This is a genomic window from Phaeobacter cretensis (assembly GCF_047372505.1).
Lineage (GTDB): Bacteria > Pseudomonadota > Alphaproteobacteria > Rhodobacterales > Rhodobacteraceae > Phaeobacter > Phaeobacter cretensis.
This window is the reverse complement of sequence record NZ_JBKBEU010000001.1, coordinates 1493988-1515577: the sequence shown is the minus strand read 5'-3', so window position 1 is coordinate 1515577 and position 21590 is coordinate 1493988. Positions and strand designations below refer to the sequence as shown.

At 53.4% G+C, this 21590-nt stretch carries 22 protein-coding genes, 1 tRNA gene and 1 pseudogene; 20 read left to right on the top strand and 4 right to left on the bottom strand.

Translation table 11 applies throughout. The features are described 5' to 3' along the window. From ACEWZM_RS07235 to ACEWZM_RS07225, 3 genes are all read left to right on the top strand, one after another. Window positions 1–1422 carry a dihydrolipoyl dehydrogenase family protein gene (locus ACEWZM_RS07235; protein WP_414005797.1) on the top strand — a complete coding sequence of 474 codons (1422 nt, stop codon included), beginning with the start codon at window positions 1–3 and terminating at the stop codon, window positions 1420–1422. 16 nt (window positions 1423–1438) lie between these two features. Further along, window positions 1439–2827, top strand: a complete 1389-nt coding sequence (locus tag ACEWZM_RS07230) for a sensor histidine kinase (protein ID WP_414005796.1) — start codon at window positions 1439–1441, stop codon at window positions 2825–2827. 110 nt (window positions 2828–2937) lie between these two features. Further along, window positions 2938–3014: transfer RNA gene (locus ACEWZM_RS07225), tRNA-Arg, on the top strand. Between the two features lie 1073 nt (window positions 3015–4087). Here ACEWZM_RS07225 and ACEWZM_RS07220 read toward each other — a convergent pair. Beyond that, complete coding sequence (locus ACEWZM_RS07220; protein WP_414005795.1) at window positions 4088–4600, bottom strand: DinB family protein; 513 nt, start codon at window positions 4598–4600, stop codon at window positions 4088–4090. 705 nt (window positions 4601–5305) lie between these two features. On the opposite strand from ACEWZM_RS07220, the gene ACEWZM_RS07215 reads away from it, so the two are divergent. From ACEWZM_RS07215 to ACEWZM_RS07150, 14 genes and pseudogenes are all read left to right on the top strand, one after another. Beyond that, window positions 5306–6622, top strand: a complete 1317-nt coding sequence (locus ACEWZM_RS07215) for an ABC transporter substrate-binding protein (RefSeq protein WP_414005794.1) — start codon at window positions 5306–5308, stop codon at window positions 6620–6622. 87 nt (window positions 6623–6709) lie between these two features. Then, window positions 6710–7582, top strand: coding sequence for a carbohydrate ABC transporter permease (locus ACEWZM_RS07210; RefSeq protein WP_414005793.1), 873 nt, complete (start codon window positions 6710–6712; stop codon window positions 7580–7582). Window positions 7583–7587: 5 nt separating this feature from the next. Then, window positions 7588–8415: a carbohydrate ABC transporter permease gene (locus tag ACEWZM_RS07205; RefSeq protein ID WP_414005792.1), complete on the top strand. Its 828-nt coding sequence runs from the start codon at window positions 7588–7590 to the stop codon at window positions 8413–8415. Window positions 8416–8461: 46 nt separating this feature from the next. Further along, window positions 8462–9520: an ABC transporter ATP-binding protein gene (locus tag ACEWZM_RS07200; protein WP_414005791.1), complete on the top strand. Its 1059-nt coding sequence runs from the start codon at window positions 8462–8464 to the stop codon at window positions 9518–9520. Window positions 9521–9524: 4 nt separating this feature from the next. Then, the gene (gene hisD / locus ACEWZM_RS07195) at window positions 9525–10835 is read left to right on the top strand and encodes a histidinol dehydrogenase (protein WP_414005790.1); all 1311 of its coding nucleotides are present in this window, start codon (window positions 9525–9527) and stop codon (window positions 10833–10835) included. 2 nt (window positions 10836–10837) lie between these two features. Next, a complete protein-coding gene (locus ACEWZM_RS07190; RefSeq protein WP_414005789.1) occupies window positions 10838–11869 on the top strand; it encodes a LacI family DNA-binding transcriptional regulator in 1032 nt (343 codons plus the stop codon). Between the two features lie 101 nt (window positions 11870–11970). Further along, complete coding sequence (locus tag ACEWZM_RS07185) at window positions 11971–12939, top strand: cupin domain-containing protein (protein WP_414005788.1); 969 nt, start codon at window positions 11971–11973, stop codon at window positions 12937–12939. Beyond that, the gene (locus ACEWZM_RS07180) at window positions 12939–13634 is read left to right on the top strand and encodes an alpha/beta fold hydrolase (RefSeq protein ID WP_414005787.1); all 696 of its coding nucleotides are present in this window, start codon (window positions 12939–12941) and stop codon (window positions 13632–13634) included. The genes ACEWZM_RS07185 and ACEWZM_RS07180 overlap by 1 nt, the downstream gene beginning before the upstream one ends. After that, the gene (locus ACEWZM_RS07175; protein ID WP_414005786.1) at window positions 13619–14329 is read left to right on the top strand and encodes an RraA family protein; all 711 of its coding nucleotides are present in this window, start codon (window positions 13619–13621) and stop codon (window positions 14327–14329) included. Before ACEWZM_RS07180 ends, ACEWZM_RS07175 begins: the two co-directional genes overlap by 16 nt. A gap of 12 nt (window positions 14330–14341) precedes the next feature. Next, window positions 14342–15295, top strand: a complete 954-nt coding sequence (locus tag ACEWZM_RS07170) for a 2-hydroxyacid dehydrogenase (RefSeq protein WP_414005785.1) — start codon at window positions 14342–14344, stop codon at window positions 15293–15295. Then, a pseudogene (locus ACEWZM_RS07165) lies at window positions 15292–15999 on the top strand (four-carbon acid sugar kinase family protein). Before ACEWZM_RS07170 ends, ACEWZM_RS07165 begins: the two are co-directional and overlap by 4 nt. Window positions 16000–16131: 132 nt before the next feature. Next, window positions 16132–16557 carry a nucleotide-binding domain containing protein gene (locus ACEWZM_RS07160; protein ID WP_414005784.1) on the top strand — a complete coding sequence of 142 codons (426 nt, stop codon included), beginning with the start codon at window positions 16132–16134 and terminating at the stop codon, window positions 16555–16557. A gap of 12 nt (window positions 16558–16569) precedes the next feature. Further along, entirely contained in the window at window positions 16570–17115 is a 546-nt protein-coding gene (locus ACEWZM_RS07155; RefSeq protein ID WP_414005783.1) for a hypothetical protein, read from the top strand. Window positions 17116–17488: 373 nt separating this feature from the next. Further along, entirely contained in the window at window positions 17489–17725 is a 237-nt protein-coding gene (locus ACEWZM_RS07150) for a hypothetical protein (RefSeq protein WP_414005782.1), read from the top strand. Between the two features lie 165 nt (window positions 17726–17890). Here the strand turns inward: ACEWZM_RS07150 and ACEWZM_RS07145 are convergent, their stop codons facing one another. From ACEWZM_RS07145 to ACEWZM_RS07135, 3 genes are all read right to left on the bottom strand, one after another. Continuing rightward, window positions 17891–18475 carry a uracil-DNA glycosylase family protein gene (locus tag ACEWZM_RS07145; RefSeq protein WP_414005781.1) on the bottom strand — a complete coding sequence of 195 codons (585 nt, stop codon included), beginning with the start codon at window positions 18473–18475 and terminating at the stop codon, window positions 17891–17893. 64 nt (window positions 18476–18539) lie between these two features. Further along, a complete protein-coding gene (locus ACEWZM_RS07140; protein WP_414005780.1) occupies window positions 18540–18908 on the bottom strand; it encodes an SPW repeat domain-containing protein in 369 nt (122 codons plus the stop codon). A 108-nt stretch (window positions 18909–19016) separates the two neighbouring features. After that, the gene (locus ACEWZM_RS07135) at window positions 19017–20063 is read right to left on the bottom strand and encodes an AraC family transcriptional regulator (RefSeq protein WP_414005779.1); all 1047 of its coding nucleotides are present in this window, start codon (window positions 20061–20063) and stop codon (window positions 19017–19019) included. A gap of 48 nt (window positions 20064–20111) precedes the next feature. Here ACEWZM_RS07135 and ACEWZM_RS07130 point away from each other — a divergent pair, with 48 nt between their 5' ends. The 3 genes from ACEWZM_RS07130 to ACEWZM_RS07120 are packed head-to-tail and all read left to right on the top strand — an operon-like array spanning window position 20112 to window position 21544. After that, on the top strand, window positions 20112–20636 hold the full coding sequence (locus ACEWZM_RS07130) for a DUF4142 domain-containing protein (RefSeq protein WP_414005778.1): 525 nt from the start codon (window positions 20112–20114) through the stop codon (window positions 20634–20636). Beyond that, the gene (locus ACEWZM_RS07125) at window positions 20636–20977 is read left to right on the top strand and encodes a plastocyanin/azurin family copper-binding protein (protein ID WP_414005777.1); all 342 of its coding nucleotides are present in this window, start codon (window positions 20636–20638) and stop codon (window positions 20975–20977) included. Before ACEWZM_RS07130 ends, ACEWZM_RS07125 begins: the two co-directional genes overlap by 1 nt. Window positions 20978–21001: 24 nt before the next feature. Then, window positions 21002–21544 (top strand): tetratricopeptide repeat protein, encoded by a 543-nt coding sequence (locus tag ACEWZM_RS07120; protein ID WP_414005776.1) that lies wholly within the window; start codon window positions 21002–21004, stop codon window positions 21542–21544. Window positions 21545–21590: the final 46 nt, after the last annotated feature.

The window sequence follows — 21590 nt, the reverse complement described above, 5'->3', positions numbered from 1 at the left end:
ATGTTGGATATTACATGTGATCTGCTTGTTATTGGCGCCGGATCGGGTGGCCTGTCCGTTTCGGCAGGGGCAAGTCAGATGGGCGCAGATGTGGTACTCTTGGAGGGCCACAAAATGGGCGGTGACTGTCTGAATTATGGTTGTGTGCCGTCAAAGTCACTATTAGCCAGCGCCAAGGTAGCCTACGGCCAGTCCCACGCCAGCGCGTACGGTGTCGCCGATCAAGTGCCTGTAGTCGATTACGCTGCTGCCAAGGACCATGTGCAAGAGGTTATCGCCACCATTGCGCCAGTGGACAGCCAGGAACGATTCGAAGGCTTTGGCGTACGGGTTATTCGTGACTACGGCCGTTTTATCGACGACCGCGTGGTTCAGGCGGGTGAGCACCGCATCATAGCCCGCCGCATTGTCATCGCGACAGGGTCTTCGCCTTTTGTGCCGCCAATCAGTGGATTGGATAATGTACCTTATTACACCAATGAGACATTGTTTGACTTGCGTGAACGCCCCGATCACCTGTTGATTATTGGCGGTGGACCAATTGGTATGGAAATGGCACAGGCTCATATTCGGTTGGGTAGCAAAGTCACGGTGATTGAAGGTGATAAAGCGTTAGGCAAGGATGACCCTGAGCTGGCCGCTGTTGTGCTGGAGCAACTCCGCGCCGAAGGGGTCGACATAGCAGAGGGTGCACAAGCCGATACAATCACGGCCACTGAAGCAGACGGCATTCGCGTTCTTACTAAGGATGGTCGCGAGTTCGATGGCAGCCATTTATTGATGGCGGTTGGGCGACGACCCAACATCGACAACTTGAACCTTCAGGCCGCCGGTATTGAAACCAATCGCGCAGGTGTGGTGGTGGATAACAGTCTGCGGAGCAGCAACCGCCGGGTCTATGCCATCGGTGACGTCGCAGGGGGGATGCAGTTTACCCATGTGGCGGGTTATCATGCCGGTGTCATTATCCGGTCCATCTTGTTTGGCCTGCCGTCCAAAGCCAAGATTAATCATATTCCTTGGGCGACCTATACTTCGCCCGAATTGGCTCAGGTGGGGCTGACCGAGGTCCAGGCGCGCGCAGAACATGGTGACCGGATGGAGGTCGCACGGTTTGAGTATCACCACAACGACCGCGCTCTTGCGGAACGCAAGAGCAAGGGGCTTATAAAGGTGATGGTCGTAAAAGGACGCCCTGTTGGTGCTTCTGTTGTAGGGCATCAAGGGGGGGAGTTGATGGCGCTGTGGTCCATGGCTATCGCCAATAATTTGAAGATGAGCCAAGTCGCCGGCATGGTTGCGCCTTATCCAACTATATCAGAAGTGAATAAACGCGTCGCAGGGGCCTATTTCTCACCACGGCTTTTTGATAGTCCAATGGTGAAACGAGTGGTGCAATTTGTGCAGCGCTGGCTCCCGTAACGCCGGAAGGGGCTGAATGCTCAATACGCTTTCAGGAAGATTCCTGATCCTGACTACGGTCTTCGTGATGTTGGCCGAGATCTTGATCTTTGTGCCTTCCATCTCACGGTTTCGACTCGACTATCTTGCAGATCGGCTGGAGCGGGCACAGATAGCCTCTCTCGCGCTGCTGGCGGACGATATGTTGGAAACTGAGCTGGAGGCGGAGTTGTTGGAAAACGCCGGTGTCTTCAACGTGGTTCTGCGGCGGGATGAGATGCGCCAGCTTGTGCTGTCATCACCGATCCCCTCACCGATTTCCGGCACCTATGATTTGCGGGCGAGCAGCCCGCTTGCGCTGATCGGCCACGCCATGCAGCGGCTGGTTACCCCGAATAACCAGGTCATCCGGGTGATTGGCGCGCCGGTGCGCGATGCCGGCCTTTTGATTGAAATCACGATAGAAACCGACGGGCTTCGTGCGGCGATGATCGACTATGGGGTGCGTATTTTACTCCTGTCAGCGGTAATTTCGATCTTTACAGCGGTGCTGTTGTTTGCTGCCGTGCGCCGGTTCATGGTGAAACCGATTAAGGGCGTTATTGGCTATATGCAGCGCTATGCGGCCGCGCCCGAGGATGCCCGTGGCATAATCCATCCCAACGCTGGGGTGCGGGAGTTGCGCGAGGCAGAAGAGGCTTTGATGCAATTGCAGACTGAGCTTACTCAGGCTCTAAAACAACGAGAACGGCTGGCACAACTGGGTGGTGCCGTCGCGAAGATCAGTCATGATTTGCGTAATATACTGACCTCCGCCCAGTTATTTACGGACCGCATAGAGATGAGCGAGGACCCTCTTGTACGCCGTCTCGCTCCAAAACTGGTCAATTCGATCACTCGGGCGGTATCGCTCTGCGAAGGCACATTGGCCTTTGGTCGGGCCGAGGAACCTGCGCCAACCTTTGGTCGCGTCGCACTGCATGGTCAGGTGGAAGATATCCTCGAGAGTGAGAGCCTCGCTGGCGGCGCAGATGGACGCGTCACCTTTTGCAATGATGTACCCGTTGATCTTAGCCTGCGGGCCGATCCCGAGCAGTTGTTCCGCATCGTGATGAACCTGGTACGTAATGCCCGCCAAGCGATTGAAGCAACCGGGAAGGAAGGGTGGATTACACTTTCCGCCCGCGAGGACCAGGAGGCCTGGTGGATCTCTGTTACGGATACCGGCCCTGGTCTGCCAGTAAAGGCACGGGAAAACCTGTTCACCCCGTTTCAGGGCGGTATCCGTAAGGGAGGTACTGGTTTGGGGCTGGCCATCGCTGATGAGTTGGCGCGTGGTCATGGCGGCATGGTGACCCTACGGGAAACAGGGCAGGCTGGCACTGTCTTTGACATCTGCCTGCCCAAGGGAGATGGCGCGCTATAAGGCCTTTGCTATGGTGTAAGCAGGCACAGAGAAGTAAAATAAGAAAACCTGCTAGCTTCGGCATTTTTGGCTTGCGCCGCTGAGCTGCTGCGCTTAAACCCCGCCGCAGTGGACCGATAGCTCAGCTGGATAGAGTACCTGACTACGAATCAGGGGGTCGGGGGTTCGAATCCTCCTCGGTCCGCCACTTTTCTGTATGCTGAGATTGCGTGTAGGTCTGTATTTTGCGATAGGCTTTCGCCTTTCACTATGCATAGTCTTTCCTTTTTTGATCAACTTGAGTGCTTTTACTCAGTCGTCACACCTCCTAATGCGCGCAGATTTTTAAGATCACCACTTCAGCGATCTACCCTGTAACCTTGCCAAGTGGAGAGCATGGATGGCGGCGAGGCAATGCTATTTGATAGGGGTTGAGCGGCCCGTAGCCTATTGGGGACATGGTCCAATATGGCGAGGGGGAAGTCTGCTCCTTGACCCTAACGTGGCGCACTGCTGTCCTGCTTTCGTCGGCTCCCGAGGAGGTAGGCTGTCTTAGGTGTCGCAGAGCAGGGCCCCGCCTCGGTTACGAGCGGACCGTGGATCAGTTTGAAGGACAAAACCGACCTTGCCAATTGACTGGCTAGCGATCGCTTTGTGCTGTTTTTTGTCTTTGTTGGTATTTTGTGAAACGCCCATATCCCCACGTATTAGCGTGAGTCTATCGGACAGAGCGCTCCCTCTTTACTGAAAATTGGCACTTTGGCCGTTCCGCTAGTCTGCTTCGCGGCAGGCTACCCATCAGTTTTGCCGGTGCCGCCGCTAGCACTAACCGTAGCATATGAATTCTCGGAGAGCCTCTGGGAGCAGGAAAAACTACCGGACGGGGCAGGTGGTTGGCGACAGTCGCTGTCATGCGCGGAATTGAGCGACATTATCGATCGCTTGATCGAAAAACCCGCGTTCAACAACTTGCACCACGGCGCCCTGCTTGAACTCGTCCGTAAATCGAATGCCCTTGCTCATGTCCGTTTCCTCTTGGTTCCAAAATTACCAAGCAAAGCGTCTAAGAATCTAGAGCACCTCAACTGTCGTCTATTGAGATTGGAGTAGTAATAACCACTTAAGGCTATTTGGCTGAGCTGCCATCCAACGCAGTTCGTGTTAATCTAACCAAGGCGGACGAAGCGACAATTCGCTTCGGATGAGCGAGTGGCTGCTTTCGCGCAACAGAAACTGGATGCTAGGTGGCGTTGGCCATACTCGCCGACTACCTTGGTCGCCCTATACTGCAAAAAAACCTGCGCCCGGGCGCCACGGAATATCCGTAGCACCATAGTCAATCCCCATGGAGTGCAACACACTGGTGACTTGACTGCGATGGTGGGTTTGGTGGTTGAAGAGCTGCACCACCATTACCCAGCGTGGGATCGCGGGCAAGTCATCACCTTGTGGGTCGCGTTTAGTGGTTTTCCCAGCCAGCCAGTCCTCAGTCCATTCGTGCCCGCCTTTCGACAGAAGTTCGTCCTGTTCAAGACGGACGGATTTCAACTCCTCCCAGTCAGGCCACACCGAGTGACCAGGTGGGGTTCGTTCTGGCAGCGTTCCATTGAGAAACGTCAGGATCGAGCGGTTGACCACACATATATGGTCCAGTGTATTGTGGATCGAACCGAAGAACATCCCGCGATCCCGCTTTCGTTCTTCCGGCCCGATCTCTTCGCAGCACCTATAAATATTGTCGTTCTGCCAACGAGCGTAGGTCGCCATCTCATGGATGTATTCATTTGTGATCATTGTTAAATTCTCAAATCTGTCTGATGGTTACTGACGCCACACAACGCCGTGGTCTTTCAACTTAGACAGTTTTATCTTCGTATGCGAAGAGTTGACAGATGTAGGCATTCGAACGCTGCGCAGCTCGGATCAAATTGGGCTCTCTTGGAACCTTCGCCGCACAGGTCGCGAGTGGCTGGTTCGGGAAACAGCGGCGTTCGCTGCCTGATGTACGAACTGGTAAGACGCGGACTTTTCGGTTATCCGCTTTTCCCGCTTCGCTGACGCAGCATCCTCTCGCGGTCGCGGCACTTATGTTGTTGCAACACAGCGTATGTCGTCATTCCAGCCATTCAGGGGCGTTGTAATGAATGGAACGGAGACGGCACTTCCGACGCACGCAGTCCGGACAACCTAGACGCGGGACATTCTCGCCGTTTGCTCTGTAGTCAATGCTAACGTAGCATTGTTTCCCGGGTACGGCACGCTTGTTACTGCATTGCAGCCGAAATTGTCAAAGCAGATCTGGTCGTCTGATTGGAGGCCCTTTGCTAGGCCCTTTGGCATGGGCTGCCCAAAACTATCGGATAGGGATGAAGGTCTATAAGAACGATCACCGGAAGTGAGAATTCGAGCGGAAAGAATACGTATTCGAGATTTTTTTGAATACGCATTCAAATTGATCTATCCTAACCTTACAAATTGCGAATCATCAGGGAGGATAGAATGCGCAAGAGAACTTTATTGAAGGCCAGTGTGGCGGCGGCGGCCATGTTGCTGGCTCCACTTTCTGCAGTTGCAGAAGAGTTGCCTTACAACCTCACAGAGGGAAAACCCTTCGCCGGGACAAAGCTGAATATCCTGAGTGTCGTGACGCCGCAATTTGACGGTTTGATGCTGCGTGATGGCGAATTCACAGAGCTTACTGGCATTGAAACCGAGTGGACATTTATCCCATTCGGCAGCCTGCAGGAAAAGATCAATGCAGAAGGTATCGCTGCGAATGGAACCTTTGACGTGGTCAATTACCTTGACAGTTGGGGCCCGCCCAACGCGCATTGGCTCATGCCAATTGATGACTTGATGGCGCGGGATGGCATCTCAATGGATCGCTATCCGGCAGCATTTGCCCGCTCTGCCCAATATGAAGGCCAAACGCTCGGCTTTCCGTTGCGTGCACACCCGCAGGTTATGTTTTATCGCAAAGATCTGATCCCAAACCCACCATCGTCTTGGGAAGAAATTGCGGCGATAGGCGAGAGCTGGGAACACGACGATATCGCGCCGATTGCGCTCTATTACAACAACGACGGTAACCGTCAGGCGTTGTTCATTTGGTTGAACTTCCTTTGGGGTGCTGGCGCGGAGGTCTTCAACGAAGACGGCACAGCGGGCTGGGCTTCTGAGGCTGGGCTAAAGGCCACCGAAGATTACGTTGCGATGCTAACCGAGCACAACGTGGCCAACCCGAACTCTGTTGCATTTGTTGAGCAGGACGCACGTCAGTCCTTTATGCAAGGTAAGTCAGCGATGATCCCTGGCTGGTGGTGGTTCTATTCTGCATTCCAGAATCCCGAGACGTCGACGTTGACCAAGGATCAGATCGGTTTCGTTGGTATGCCGTCCTATGAGGACACAACCAAGACATATGCAATCTCAATGCCATTCGCGATTTCGGAGTATTCCGAGAACAAAGATGCGGCATGGGAATTCATGAAATGGTTGTCCAACCCGGAAATGGACAAGGCAAACGCAACGGAGCGTGAAGTCGAAGGCGAAAGCATTGTCAACAATGTGGTGACCCATATCAGTTCACTGACTGACGATGATGTGAATGCTGCCAACGACAATATCCAGATGGCTGCTTGGGAGTCACTTAAGCAATCCGACATTATGCCGCAAATCCCGGAATGGCCGGAAGTTGGCGACCTGTTGGCGGCTGCGATTGCCGAAGCCGCGGCTGGTGGTGATACGCGTCAACTCATGTTGGACGCTGCTGAGCAGGCTAACCGCGCCTTGCGCCGTGCGGGCCGGATAGAATAACGGCTTTCTCCCTGTCCGCTCTTGATCGGGCTGTGCCTACCCACGCTGATGTCTTTCAGGGTGGGTCTTTTCCCAAGGATTCTGCGCATGCGCGACAATACTCTTAAATATCTTCTTGTCATGCCTGCAGTATTTGTAGTGTTCGCAACAGCAGTCTGGCCGCTGATCGAATCTCTCAGACTGTCATTCACTGTTGGTCGTCTAAACCGACCGGGGTCCCTCGATCAGTACCTCGGTTGGGAAAACTTTACCTGGGCGTTCTTTTACGAACCGGCCTTTTGGAATTCGGTCAAAGTGACCGCGATATACACATTGCTAACCGTCGGTCTGACCACACTCCTTGCACTTGGCTTGGCGATGTTGCTTGCGCCAGGTGGGCGCTTGCGCAGCGGGGTTCAAACGCTTTTGATCCTGCCTTTCGCCATGAGCCCTGCGCTCATTGGCGTTAGCTTCCGCTTCATGTTCAATCCGGAATTTGGACTGTTTGACGCATTCTTTGGCGTTATGATCCCGCCATTGGCTGATGTTTCTTGGTTGGCTGATCCTGTGCTCGCCTTTGCCGTCTGCGTCATGGCCGATGTCTGGGGGTGGATTCCGTTTCTGACGCTGGTTCTGATCGGCGGATTGGCCAGCGTGCCGCAAGACACAATTGAGGCGGCACAAGTTGATGGAGCGTCGGGCTGGCGGGTGTTTCGGGATGTGACCTTGCCGCAGCTGGCGCCCGTTCTGGCAGTTGTTGTTATCCTGAAATCCATTTTCAGCCTGAAAACTTTCGACCAGATATTCATGCTGACCAATGGCGGCCCCGGCACGGCCACGCAGACGCTAAGCCACTACATTTACTTTAACGGCATGAAATACGGGCAAATCGGATATGCCGCGTCCGTTGCCTGGCTTATGGTGATCCCGATGATCTTCCTCACCTACGCCTACGCTAAATTTGTGTTCCAGAAGAGGTGAGTGCGATGACCGGAAAACAAAGAAAACGGCTGATCAACGCGGGTCAGATCACACTTATCCTGATCGCAATCGTCATCATGCTGGCGCCGATCCTTTGGATTTTCATGGCCGCCTTCAAGAATCACATCGACGTATTCCAACTGAAGCTGTTCTTTAAACCGACGCTGGAAAACTTTGGCACGGTGTTCGAGGCCCCCTACTATCTGGGGCACAAGCTGATGAATTCGACAATTGTCGCACTTGTCACGGTTTTATTCGCAATCCCAATCGCAACTATGGCGGCCTATTCCTTCTCGCGGTTCCAATTGCGAGGGGAAACTTTGATGTTGGTGATCATTCTGGCGACACAATTCGTACCTGCGGTGGTGATCATACTGCCATTTTTCGTGATGTTCCGCGATATCGGTTTGTTGGACACGCGGTTAGGGCTGATCCTGGTCAATTTGGCAATCGTCATGCCTTTTGCGATCTGGATGATCAAAGGCTTCATTGACGGCATTCCCATGGATACGGAAGAGGCCGCCATGGTGGATGGATCATCGCGTATGCAGGTTATTCGCAATATTGTGCTGCCAATGGCGGCACCTGGACTGCTCACTGCTGGCATCTTTTGTTTTATCATCGCTTGGAACGAATTTTTGTTCGCGTTGATCCTGACCAACAAAGACTCGGTCACGCTGCCAATTGGGCTCGCTTTGTTCAAGGCCGAGGAGGGGGACTTGTGGAACCTTCTAAGCGCGGCCGGAATTATCATCATGATGCCAATGTTCGTGTTGGCACTGATCATTCGCAAATACTTCGTGCAAGGCATGACTATGGGTGCAGTTCGATGACATCGAATGAAAGGCGCGCCTTGGACACATCGGGAGCAAATTACTAATGGCTGAAGTCACACTCAAAAACCTGAGTAAGCGCTGGGGCGATTTCATCGGGGTTGATAACCAGTCTCTGGAAATTCAAGACAAGGAATTCCTTGTTCTCCTTGGACCCTCTGGCTGTGGTAAGACCACGACGATGCGCATGATTGCGGGTTTAGAAGACCCCACTGACGGGGAAATCTGGATTGGTGACCGTATCGTCAACGACGATTTGCCCAAAGATCGTGACGTGGCGATGGTTTTCCAGAACTACGGTCTTTATCCACATATGACGATATTCGACAATATCGCCTATCCGTTACGGGTGCGCGGTACGCCAAAAGCCGAGATCGCGCCTAAGGTTCAGAAAGCCGCCGAACAAGTCGAGTTGACCGAATTCCTGCACCGCAAGCCCAAGGCGCTTTCTGGTGGACAACGTCAGCGTGTTGCACTGGCGCGCGCCATCGTACGTACGCCAAAGGTCTTCTTGATGGACGAGCCATTGTCCAACCTAGACGCCAAACTGCGTGTCACTATGCGCGCTGAATTGAAACACCTCAGCCGCGAATTGAAGATCACCACTATCTACGTGACCCATGATCAGATCGAAGCGATGACTTTGGCTGACAGGGTTGCGGTGATGAAAAACGGCGTAATCCAGCAACTTGGCACGCCGGACGAAATTTACAACGACCCTGCCAACCTGTTTGTGGCGGGCTTTATCGGCTCGCCGGCGATGAACCTAATCAATGGGTCCGTGCAGGGTGGGATTTTTGTAACCACCGGCGGCACCAAACTGGTTCAGGTGGCTGCACCAGACAGTTCCAATGTCGTACTTGGCGTGCGTGCAGATGATATGCAGGTTTCGGACGAGGGCAAAGGCCAGATCGACGTAAGCATATATGCCTTCGAAAATACGGGCGAGGCGACGCTATTGACCGTGCAATGGGGCCAGCAGCGCGTCATCGCCAAAGGCGACAGGCACCTGCGCAAAGAGCAAGGCGACATCGTGAGTATCACACTCGATCCAGATCATCTTTACCTGTTTGACCCTTCAACTGGTAACCGCATCAAGAAGTAAGAAAATGGCAACTAACTATTTAAAACGCTCTAAACCCGAGACTGAAAAAGCAGCCGAGGACGCAAAAGTGGCCGAGGCCGTTGCCGCGACGCTCGCCGATATCGAGACACGGGGCGACGCAGCAGTGCGCGAACTGGCGAACAAATTTGACGGCTATGATCGTGATAGTTATCGCCTGACATCCAAAGAAATCGAGGCGATTATTGCCAAAGTACCAGCTCGGGATATGGAAGATATCAAATTCGCCCAAGAGCAGGTCATCAATTTTGCGAAAGCCCAACGCGCAAGCATGACTGACATCGAGGTCGAAACATTGCCTGGCGTGATTTTGGGTCACAAAAACATCCCCGTGCAATCCGTGGGCTGCTACGTGCCCGGTGGGAAATTTCCAATGGTGGCCAGTGCGCATATGTCGGTCGCGACGGCCAAGGTGGCGGGCGTCCCGCGTATCATTGCCTGCACACCACCGTTTAATGGCAAACCCAATCCGGCAGTGATTGCAGCGATGCATCTGGGCGGTGCGGATGAGATTTATGTCCTTGGCGGTATTCAGGCGGTTGGTGCTATGGCGCTTGGCACTGAAACGATTGAGCCAGTTCACTTGCTGGTCGGTCCGGGAAATGCCTTTGTTGCCGAAGCCAAGCGACAGTTGTTTGGACGCGTCGGTATCGACCTTTTTGCTGGCCCTACGGAGACTATGATTTTAGCAGACGAGACCGTTGATGCCGAACTCTGTGCGACTGATCTACTTGGCCAGGCGGAACATGGCTACAACTCGCCAGCATGTATGATCACGAATTCGAAGAAGCTCGCCGAAGAAACGGTCAGTGAAATCGCGCGGCTTTTGCAAATTTTGCCCACGGCCGATACCGCCCGTGCGAGTTGGGAAAACTATGGCGATATCATCGTTTGCGACACATACTGCGAGATGTTGGATGTGGCCAATGAGATGGCCTATGAACATGTGCAGGTGATGACGTCGCAAGACGATTGGTTCCTCCAAAATATGCATAGTTACGGCGCGCTGTTTCTTGGCCCGCGCACCAACGTCGCCAACGGAGACAAAGTGATCGGAACAAACCACACCCTTCCGACAAAGAAGGCAGGTCGCTACACGGGTGGGCTCTGGGTCGGCAAGTTCCTGAAAACTCACAGCTACCAACGGATCACAACCGATGAGGCTGCCACGATGATTGGTGAGTATGGCTCTCGTCTGTGCCTTTTAGAAGGATTTGTAGGCCACGCTGAACAATGCAATATCCGCGTTCGTCGTTACGGGGGCAAGAATGTCCCCTACGCAACAGCGGCGGAGTAACTATGGCAGACACACGGATAACAGCGGCCCAGGTGGCCCAAAGGGCGGGTGTAAGCCAACCGACCGTCAGCCGCGTATTTACCCCTGGGTCGCGTGTATCTTCGGATAAGAAAAAGCGCGTTCAAGACGCGGCCTATGAATTGGGTTATTTGCCGAATACTCTGGCACGTTCCTTGAATACAGGCCGGTCCTTCACCATTGGGATCGTGCTCGCCTATCTCAAAAACCCGTTTTACCCCGAAGCTCTTCAAAAGCTATCTGAACAACTATCTGAGCGTGGCTATCATGTGATGGTTTTTTTTGCGGCGAACCTTACCGAGGAAGTTGACGGCGTGGTCGAGGGGCTTTTGGCGCATCAGGTGGACGGGATCATTCTGGCTTCCGCCAGCATGTCGAACCAACTAACCGCGCGCTTGCAGGACCTCAAAAAACCGTTTGTCTTGTTCAACCGCGGACAAGAAGATAGGGCACTGCCCTCGGTCACAGCAGCAAACTATGCCGGTGGGCAAAAAGCAGGGCGCTTTCTGGCAGCTGGTGGGCATCAAAGGATTGCCCATATCGCAGGCTGGAAAAAATCGGTCAACGGATTGGACCGCCAAAAGGGATTTGTCGATGGCCTGGCGGAATTTGGTCTTGAGCCCTTTGCAATTTTCGACGGTCATTTCCGGCGCAGCATGGCGATTGATGCGACACGCCAATTGTTTGACGGCAAAGAAGTTCCCGACGCGATCTTTGTCGGTAATGACCATATGGCCTTTGCTGTATTAGAAACCTTGCGTTGTGATTTGGGACTGCGTGTCCCCGAAGATGTTTCCGTCGTTGGTTATGACGACGTGTCGATGGCGGCATGGAAAATCTATGATCTGACGACGCTGCGCCAGCCGGTCAAACAAATGGTTGATGAAACTGTCGCGATGCTTCTTGGCATGGTTGAAGACGGCACACAGTCAAAGGGACGGTTGGAAATTGCCAGCCCATTGGTCGTTAGAGGCAGCGCACGTGTACCAGAAGGATGGACCGATGAAAGCGCGTAAAGCCGAATGCCATATCCATAAATGCCGTGACCTGGTCCTCGCTCACTTGGCTCATCCGCGCCGCACAATAACACCATTACAATCGAGAAAAGGTACATAATATGACACCGCAAGATATGGATAAACGCATTGTGCGCTATGGTGATTTGAAACCTTGTAAAACCGCTTTCATCGACGCGCATACGCCGGGCAGTGACTTGAAGGAAAACTTTACCATCGTAGGAGGCGGTGTTTCCGAAAGCCCCGATCAGCATGTGCATATCCGCGAGACCCCCGGCTTCAACATTGGTGCTGCAGGCCAGCCGCCGCGGTGCCGCAATTCACTTCATGACCACCACACAGCCGAGGCATTCTTCGTGCTCAAAGGCCGCTGGCGGTTCTTTTGGGGGCGCTGGGGCGACGCAGGCGAAGTGACGCTGGAAGAAGGCGATATTTTCAACATTCCGACAGGCATGTTCAGAGGTTTTGAAAACATCGGAACAGACTATGGAATGATCATGGCTTTCTTAGGTGGCGATGACGCTGGTGGTGGCGTCATGTGGGCCCCGCAAGTCATCGAGGAAGCAACCGCACATGGCCTTATTTTGGGGGAAAACGGTGTGCTCTACGATAGCAAAAAGGGCGAAACCTTACCCCATAATGTCCATCCGATGCCGTTGATGTCTGGCGAAGAACTTGCCAAGCGAGCTGAGCCGACAACAGCCGATGTGGTTCCAAATTACGTTGCGCGCTATCTTGATTTGATGGCATTGGCCGACCGTCAGCCTGTCAATGTGATTGGGCAAGACGCTATTATTCGAGATCGCCCTGGGTTTGAGGCTGATTTTATTGCGCGTGGGTCAATCCCTGCGGACAATTATACCTGTGACGCGCCGGAAGTTTTGATGCCGGTAAAGGGCCATTGGCTCTTGAGCTGGGAGGGTGGTGAAACCGCCTTAGCCCCCGGTGATACCTGCCTCATGCCGGAAGGCGTGCCGCGATCACTCTCGCCATCGATGACAGGTGAAGCCAGTATGTACCGCGTACGTCGTACTGGCGATCCGGCTGGCAAAACCATGCCGCTCGGCTGATGGGAGACCCCTTAGTTCTACTGCCCGGCATGATGTGCGACGCGAGGCTATTCGCGCCGCAACTCGCAGCATTTTCCCATAAGAGAATGGTCGCAGTCGCACCTTTGCGAGACGGCAATACAATGGAGGCACTAGCACGCTCAGTCCTTGACCAAGCGCCGACGCGCTTTGCGTTGGCGGGGCTGTCCATGGGCGGCATTGTCGCCATGGAGATGATCCGCCAAGAACCGGAGCGGATTACCCGGTTGGCGCTGTTAGATACAAATGCGCTACCTGACCCGCCACAGAATGGCTCAATGCGAGACGCGCAGGTGGCAAAAGCACTGAGTGGCAACCTAAAAGCTGTGATGCGCGACCAACTAAAGCCGAATTATCTAGCAAATGGACCGCATCGCGACGACATTTTGGACCTATGCATGGATATGGCCGAAACACTTGGCCCTGACGTTTTCGCAGATCAATCGCACGCAATCCAGCATCGCCTCGATCAGCGCGAAACGCTTAAATCTGTGGGTATCCCGACGCTTCTGATTTGCGGTGCTGAGGATCGGCTTTGCCCGCTTGAGCGTCACCAATTGATGCATGACCTGATCGCCGGATCACATCTGGCCGTCATAACCGGGGCCGGACATTTGCCGACGCTGGAACAACCCGAACTTACAAACAGGACATTGAACGCATGGCTGACACAATAATTCCAGACGACTTGCTCGCTCTCTTACGCTCGGTTGATACACCGACAGTTTGCAATGCGATTGAGGTCGCACAGGGGAAGCGCGGTTTTAACCGTTTCACCCGTGGCACGATGCAACATTCAAAGCCCGGCGATCCTGCAACGGTTGGCTTTGCACGCACGGCCAAAATTGCAGGTCTCGCCCCTCCAAATGAATCGTCAGACGTTATTCGCGCGCGCCGCATGGACTATTTCCGCTCAATGGCTGGGGGCTCCGGGCCCACAGCAGCTGTTATCGAAGACGTCGATTATCCCAATTGTATCGCCGGTTGGTGGGGGGAGGTGCATGTCGCCGTGCACAAGGGACTAGGATTAGCCGGTGCGATTACAAATGGTGTTATGCGCGATCTTGATGTCATTGATGATGGTTTTCCGATCCTTTCGGGGTCAATCGGCCCAAGCCACGGGTTTGTCCATGTGGTCGAGATTGGAACTTCGGTAAATATTATGGGGATGCGCGTTGCGCAGGACGAGCTAGTTCATGCGGATCGCCATGGTGCCTTGGTTATTCCAAACGACGTCATCCCAGAACTGAAGAAAGCCATTGAGACTGTTGTCGCGAGCGAGTCTATCGTTTTAGCACCCGCGCGCGAGCCCGGCTTTGACATCGATAAACTTGAAAGGGTTTGGGCCGAGTTCGAAGCTGCGAGAACCTGAGGGAGCCAATAGATGAAGCCTAAGATTCTGGTGTCGCGTGCGTTGCCTGAGACGGTTGAAGCACGCTTGGCCTACTCATTTGATGCGACTTTCAATAAGACCGATGCCCCGATGACCGCAGCGGTATTATGCCAAGCTATGCGCGACTACGATGCGCTGGTACCGACTGTGAGCGACCGGATTGATGCAGAGGTCTTGTTAACCCATGGCCGTCGGGTTGGTATGATTGCCAACATAGGCGTCGGATATAGCAACATCGACACCGACATTGCACGTGAAGCAGGTATTCGCGTGTCAAACACACCCGATGTGCTGACAGATGCAACCGCTGACATTGCCCTGCTCTTGATACTTGCCGCCACGAGACGCTCCTACGCTGCCGAAACCAAGTTGCGCCAAAATCGCTGGGGCGGTTTTTCAATCGTGGATGGACTGGGTAGCAGCATTCAAGGCAAGATCTTGGGGATCGTTGGCATGGGGCGCATTGGCCGCGCGACGGCGCGGCGTGCGGCTCTTGGGTTCGGGATGAATGTGGTGTTTTACAATCGCTCGTCGGTCGATGACCTGGACTTTGAAGCGACACAACTTGGCAGTATCGATGCTGTTTTGTCCCAAGCAGATGTGGTTTCGATCCATGTGCCCGGTGGCTCCACACCTTTGGTAACGGCGGAACATATCGCGGCGATGAAGCCCTCGGCCTATCTGGTGAACACAGCCCGCGGTGATAGTATCGATCAGACCGCATTGATCGATGCCCTATCTGAAGGTCGCATCGCAGGGGCCGGATTGGATGTTTTCGAAGCAGAGCCATTTGTTCCCGATGTTTTGCGGGAATTGGAAAACGTAACGCTTCTGCCGCATATCGGTTCTGCAACGACTGAAGTGCGCACCGCCATGGGGATGTTGGCAGCTGATAACTTAGAAGCATTTTTCGCGGGCAAAGACCTGCCGTGCACGGTGGTATGACATTAAGTGGCGCTATTCTGGGCGTTATCGCCGACGACTTCACGGGTGCTACGGACATCGGATCCATGTTGGTGCGCGGTGGAATGCGCGTTGTACAAACCATTGGCGCACCTGACGAGAATTTGGTTTCCAGAGACTTTGATGCCGTGGTGGTTGCGCTCAAAACGCGCTCGTTTCCTGTACAATAGGCAATATCGCAGTCTCGTACCGCGCTCAAAGCGCTTCAGCGCATGGGCATTTCGTGCGCTCAATTAAAATATTGTTCAACCTTTGATTCCACGCACGAAGGTAATATCGGCGCTGTCGCTGTCGCTGTCGCTGTCGCTGTCGCTGTCGCTGTCGCTGTCGCTGTCGCTGTCGCTGTCGCTGTCGCTGATGCGCTTGCGACCAAGATGGCGTGCAATCAAGTCGTTCATATTCCGGCGCTGCCGGTGAACGGGCGCACGGTTTTCAAAGGTCGTCTTTTTGTTGGAAACGAGTTGTCGAATGAAAGTAATATGGAAAACTATCCCCTCAACCCAATGACGGACGCAAATCTGTGCCGCTTGTTAGATGCGCAGGTCGCGGGTGATGTGACCCTTGTTGATCACAGTGTTATTGCCGAGGGTCCGGAGGCAGTAGCAGCTGAGCTCAAGGCAAATGCGAGCACGCCCCATGTCATCGGCGATGCAACAGACGACAAAGATCTGGAAGTCTGGGCCTAGGTCCTCAAGGACGTTGCTTTCTTTGCTGGCGGTTCTGGGCTGGCGACACCACTTGCGCGAAAGCTCGTAGCGGCAAATGACATTACACCTACGCATGCCTCTGTTTTTTGTCCTCGAGGTGAGGGACACACGTTGATCCTTGCGGGGAGCCGTTCTGGCTCAACACTGGTGCAAATTGCAGCCTTTCGGCAAGGCGGTGGCACGATCTGCCAGATCGACCCCATCGCGCTTCATACGCATGAAACCACTGTGGAAGCAGTTGCAGCATGGGCCACTGAAGCACTGCGTGAGAGGCCCGTTTTGGTGCATGGGTCAGCATCGCCGACAGACGTCCAGCGCACGCAAGAACAGCTCGGCGCGGACAAGGCGGGCGCTCTTGTGGGAAGTGCTTTATCAGAATTGGGGGCTATGCTTGCGTCTTTACTCTCGGTTGCGAATATCGTCGTCGCCGGGGGGCGAGGTCTGCGGTGCAGTATTTGTAGTATTAAGCAGCCTTGCAATCTAGCTCATGAGGTGGCCAAACCCGCCCTGAGACGTGAAACTCTAACGCTGACATAGGAGAAAGCAGCGGTGCGATCAGTAGTGAAAATAGTTTCTGCGAGATTTTTATCCTTATTGTCAGTAGCTTGTGTTATTTTTGTAGTGGCAGGCGCTAGGTCTTCCGATTCTATGTCATCGACATTAATTTCTAGGATCGATGGTGAGCCACTAACTGTGACGATGTACTATCCACCTGCTGGTTTCGAAGACCACCTTAAGGAGCTGGATGAAGGAGGGGTTATTTTTAATTTCTCCGAGAGCTTTGATGATCCAAGACTGTCAGATCTATGGATTTTCTTTTTGAATTCCGCTGAAGATATTCATGACTTGCCTCCGGATGTCGTGGATCTTTTTATTACTGCAAGGGGTGGTGATAAAAAATTCAGATCTATATCCTTTAACTTTGATACGAATTCGGGGGATGAAAAGTTGGTTTCCTTTAACTTCATATCGGAGTTTGGTGAAATGGATGAATCTGAAATCTCCTGTCGGACTGCTGCGCTCATTTTTCTACGTGCTTCAAGGCAATTTACCGATGACGTCTACGCTAAGTTGGTGGCTGATTGTGGGGCGTGATTATGTTCGATTGTATTTTCAACAGTAATTAATCAGGAATTGCGGCGATGTCTAATTGGATCAGTGATAGCGTTTCATTGATCAGCCAGGGTGCCAGCGATGGGCCGAGGTTGTCCGCAATGGTGTCGGAAAGTTAACGGTCTTTCCGACAGAGCAAGAGGCCAAGGATTGGGTTGCTCGAACTGAGTTCGAATTCTTGAACCATGACAAGTTGGCGGCCAAGCTGACACTGGGAAAGTGTTTGAGCACTACGCCCGTGAATTTCCGCCTTCAAAGCGGGGGCATCGCGGGGAGATGATAGGGCTGAAAAGATCGGGCGGGATGCAATCGCCAAGATCCGGCTGAAGGATCTAACGGCCAAAGACTTCTCAGAATGGCGAGATCGGCGCCTAAAGGAAGTCGCGCCCGCAAACGTAATTCGCGAAATGCAGCTTATGTCATCGGTGCTGACCGTTGCGCGAAAATGATCACCTCGAACCCCATTAGCGATGTGCGTAAGCCCACGAAGCCGCAGCCCTATGACCGTTTGCCGACTTTAGATGAGATTGAGGTGATGCAAATCAGCGCGGGAGAAAATCTAAAAGCGGACTTTGCAAAGTCATCATTTTGAGCGACTTAAACGTCGTTCTTAGCTGCGCCGCCGCGCCGAGAAGCCGTCCTTCGCTGCAAGCGCAGCTGCCGACTGTAACTGGCTGGCGGCTGTGCGGGACGAAACCGCCATTTAGTTTGGCTAATCGAATGTCTGCTCTTTTAGGTTAAGATGACTCCGGCAAGGTCAGATCAACTGTTTCACACGCTCTTGAAGGGAGGGAATCACGTCGTCTTCGAACCAAGGATTGGATTTCAGCCATCGGTTATTTCGGGGGCTGGGATGTGGCAAAATCAGCTGTTCTGGCCAAAACTCAGCCCAAGACTTTACGGCAGCGGTTACCGTGGAACTGGAATACGCGGGCAAATGCCAATCGATGGCATAGCGCCCGATGATAAGAGTTAGCTCAACCTCCTGAAGCGTTGACAGAATACGTTCTCGCCAAGCTGGAGCGCATTCTGACCGTGGTGGTAGGTCGCCGCTTTTGCCTGTTCCCGGAAAACAAAACCCCATCGGCAGAATTGCAATTTTAGAGGCATCGTAGAACGTGTCCCGATCCACGCCTAACCAACTTCTCAAACGGTTCCCGGATGGGTCATCGAAGGGAATTCCCTTGTGATGTGTGATCCGTCCGGGTGCCTGCCCGACGATCAAGATTTTGGCGGATGCACTGATTTGTAGAATGGGTCGCGGCCCAAGCGGCAAGTCCTTACAGATCGTGCAAACCCGCACTTCTTCCAACAATGTCTTCGCGTCGGGATCGTCTGGCATACCTTGACCTTAAAAGGAGAGGGTCGCGATCAGCACGCGACCCCCTTTCGCTGGAGGGAACATCTTAGGCTATTGCCGCCTGATTTTCGGGTTTGTGTAGGCCTACGACCGCCAAAACAGTCAGGCCAAGCACCATGTAGTACCAGAAATCCATACCAGAAAAGCCCAGAACAATCGGCGCGGCAACGAAGGCAATCCCGACAAGACCGTCAACCGCAAGGTGCAAGCTGTAGGGTAGGACGCGAATGACGCCCAAATGATGATCCGTCAGGACGGTCAGTGCAAAGGCCGCTACCCCGGTCACGACAGATAGCCAGAGGGCCAATGGCGCGGTAGCACCCAATCCGAATATAAACGGCATCGCGATCAGGCCAAGGGCGACAGGATAGTCAAGATAAGCATGGATGGTTTTGGTGATGAAGCGTGAAAACATGGGTTTTCTTTCTCTAGTTTGAGCTGGTTGTCAGCGCCGATAGAGGAAGGTTACCCGGCGAAGTTCGACCGAAACATGCTAAAATATCCTAAAAGCAATGCAGATCGTTCAGAAATGCGAATGAACAGCGCCTCTGAACTTTCGGAATTCTGCCGGTGTTTGCCCGGTCTCTTTCTTAAATGCACGAGTAAATGCAGAATCCGAGGCATAGCCTGCGCTCTCCGCCGCATCGGTCAAGGATGTCCCTGCCTGTTGTAGAACTTTCTTGGCGATCTCCATCCGCCATGTCGTCACATATTCCATCGGCGACATCAGCATCAGCTTTTGAAACTGAACAGCGAATCCCGTTCGTGACATTCCGGCTGCACTGGCAAGCGATTCAACCGTCCACCGCTCCGCAGGGGCCTTATGAAACGCATCAATTGCACGGCTTAGATTCTTGTCAGCGAATGCGCCCAAAGCGAACTCCTGCGCGTCACCGTTTTCAATGTAGCTGCGAATGGCCTGCGCCAAAATCGCTTCGGACATCTTTAGGGCAATGAGGTCGCCCCCCATCTTTCGCCCGCCTGCTTCTTCGCCGATGACACGCAGTGTGGCTTCCATCCATCGTCCGGCGCTTTCACCGTAATTCGTTAGATGAATGAACGGCGGCAAGCGCTCCATCAAGATGTGGCGTGAATTCGGCTCAAACGAAAAGTGGCCGCAGATAAGTTGGGTTTCACTTTGTGGTTCGTCTCCACCATAGACAAGTACGCCAGACCCATCAAAGTCGGACTGTGCCAACACAACATCAAGCGGCATGACCGTGTGTTCGGTTTCATGTCCACAATATAAATCGTGGGATGCGCCATGTGGAACGATGACAAGGTCGCCTTGCGCAAGTGCAATCGGCTCTGCCACGCCATCAACGCGTACCAGGCAGTTGCCGCGATGTGCAAAGTGGAACCGGGCCACGTTTTCATAACTAGGAACAGTGACGCCCCACGGTTTTGTGAAAGACGTGCGAAAGTACAGCGTTCCGCGCATCGACAAGTTTGTGAGGATGTCACTCAGTAGATCAAGCATGGCTGTATTATAGACCCTTAGACGCATCTGTACACACAACTGAACGATCTGCACGAAACTTCGGACGTTCACGCATATATCGGACGCCATGGTCGCGATTACTCCTTGTGCATCGAAACACACTTTGGAGTTCCCGAGATGAAGAAACTGATTTCCACTCTTGCCTTGGCGCTGGCCATGACCAGCACACAGGCAATCGCCCAGGATGTTGCTGATATGAGCGATCTTGAATATGCGCACATCGCTTATACTGCCGATAACATCGACATTCGGTATGCCTATCTGGCACTGGCACTGTCTACCAACCCCAACATTCACGAGTTCGCCAATACGATGATCCGCGACCATACGGCGGTGAATGAAGCGGCTTTGGGCTTGCTGGACAAATTGGGTGCAAGCGCGCAGGACAATGCATTCAGCCAAACGCTGAACGCAAATGCCGAAGAAATCATCGACGGCTTCGTCAAACTACGTGGCGCGGAATTTGATGCTGCTTATGCGACCAACGAGCTGGCCTATCACCAGGCAGTGAATGATCTTGTTGAAAACACAATGATCCCCAACATCGACAATGCCGAGGTGAAGGCACTGTTCGAGCAAGGTCTTGAAATCTTCAAGGTGCACGAAGGACACGCCGAAATTATGGTTGAGGCGCTGAACTAATGGGACCAAACCTTTCACGCCGAAACGTGATCGGTGGGGCGGCTGCATCAGCAGTCGTCCTGACCACCACGTCGCTTCGCGCCGCTGGACCTGTCGTGCATGATGTCGCCATCAAGTCCTTCACTTTCGAGCCCGCACAGCTGCAAGTTCACGTAGGTGACACAATCCGCTGGACCAACCACGACGTCGCCCCGCACACGGCCACTGCCGACGAATTTGGTTGGGACACAGAGGAAATCGTCAAAGGCGAAATTGGCGAAGTTACCGTCACTGAAGATATGGAAACTTCATACTTCTGCGCCTTCCATCCGCACATGCAGGGCTCAATCGAGATTTTGTGACCCTGGAACGACTGGAGACCTGCAATGAAACCGAACCTTCTTGGCACGCTCATCTTCGTGCTCTTGACGCCATCGCAGGCCTTCAGTTGCTCAGATGTTCAAGCGGATCAATTTGAGCAGAACCGTCTCTATTCCGAACTGCGAACAGCCTCGAACGAGATGCAGGGCCGGGCCATTACTAATCAGCTTTGGGAAATTTGGATCACGGCCCCTGATGACCAGTCGCAGGAGTTGATGGACGCAGGGCGTGAACGGATCAGAGTTGCTGACTATAGCAAGGCGGCAGAGTACTTCACCCACCTGATCGAATACTGTCCACTCTATGCCGAAGGATGGAACCAACGCGCCTATGTTTACTTCTTGCGTCAAGACTACGACGATTCACTTGAGGACATTGCAAAAACACTAGAGCTTGAACCACGGCATTTTGGTGCCCTTGCAGGTCGTGCAACAGTCTTGCTTAGCATGGGGCGTACCGAGATTGGCTACGACGCGCTGCGTCAAGCTTTGGCGATCAATCCGTGGCTGAATGAACGTTTCCTTTTGCCAAAGGACAACGATATCTAAGTCATATTCAGCCACAGCACCGTCGAATTGAGTGCTGAGCGAGTGT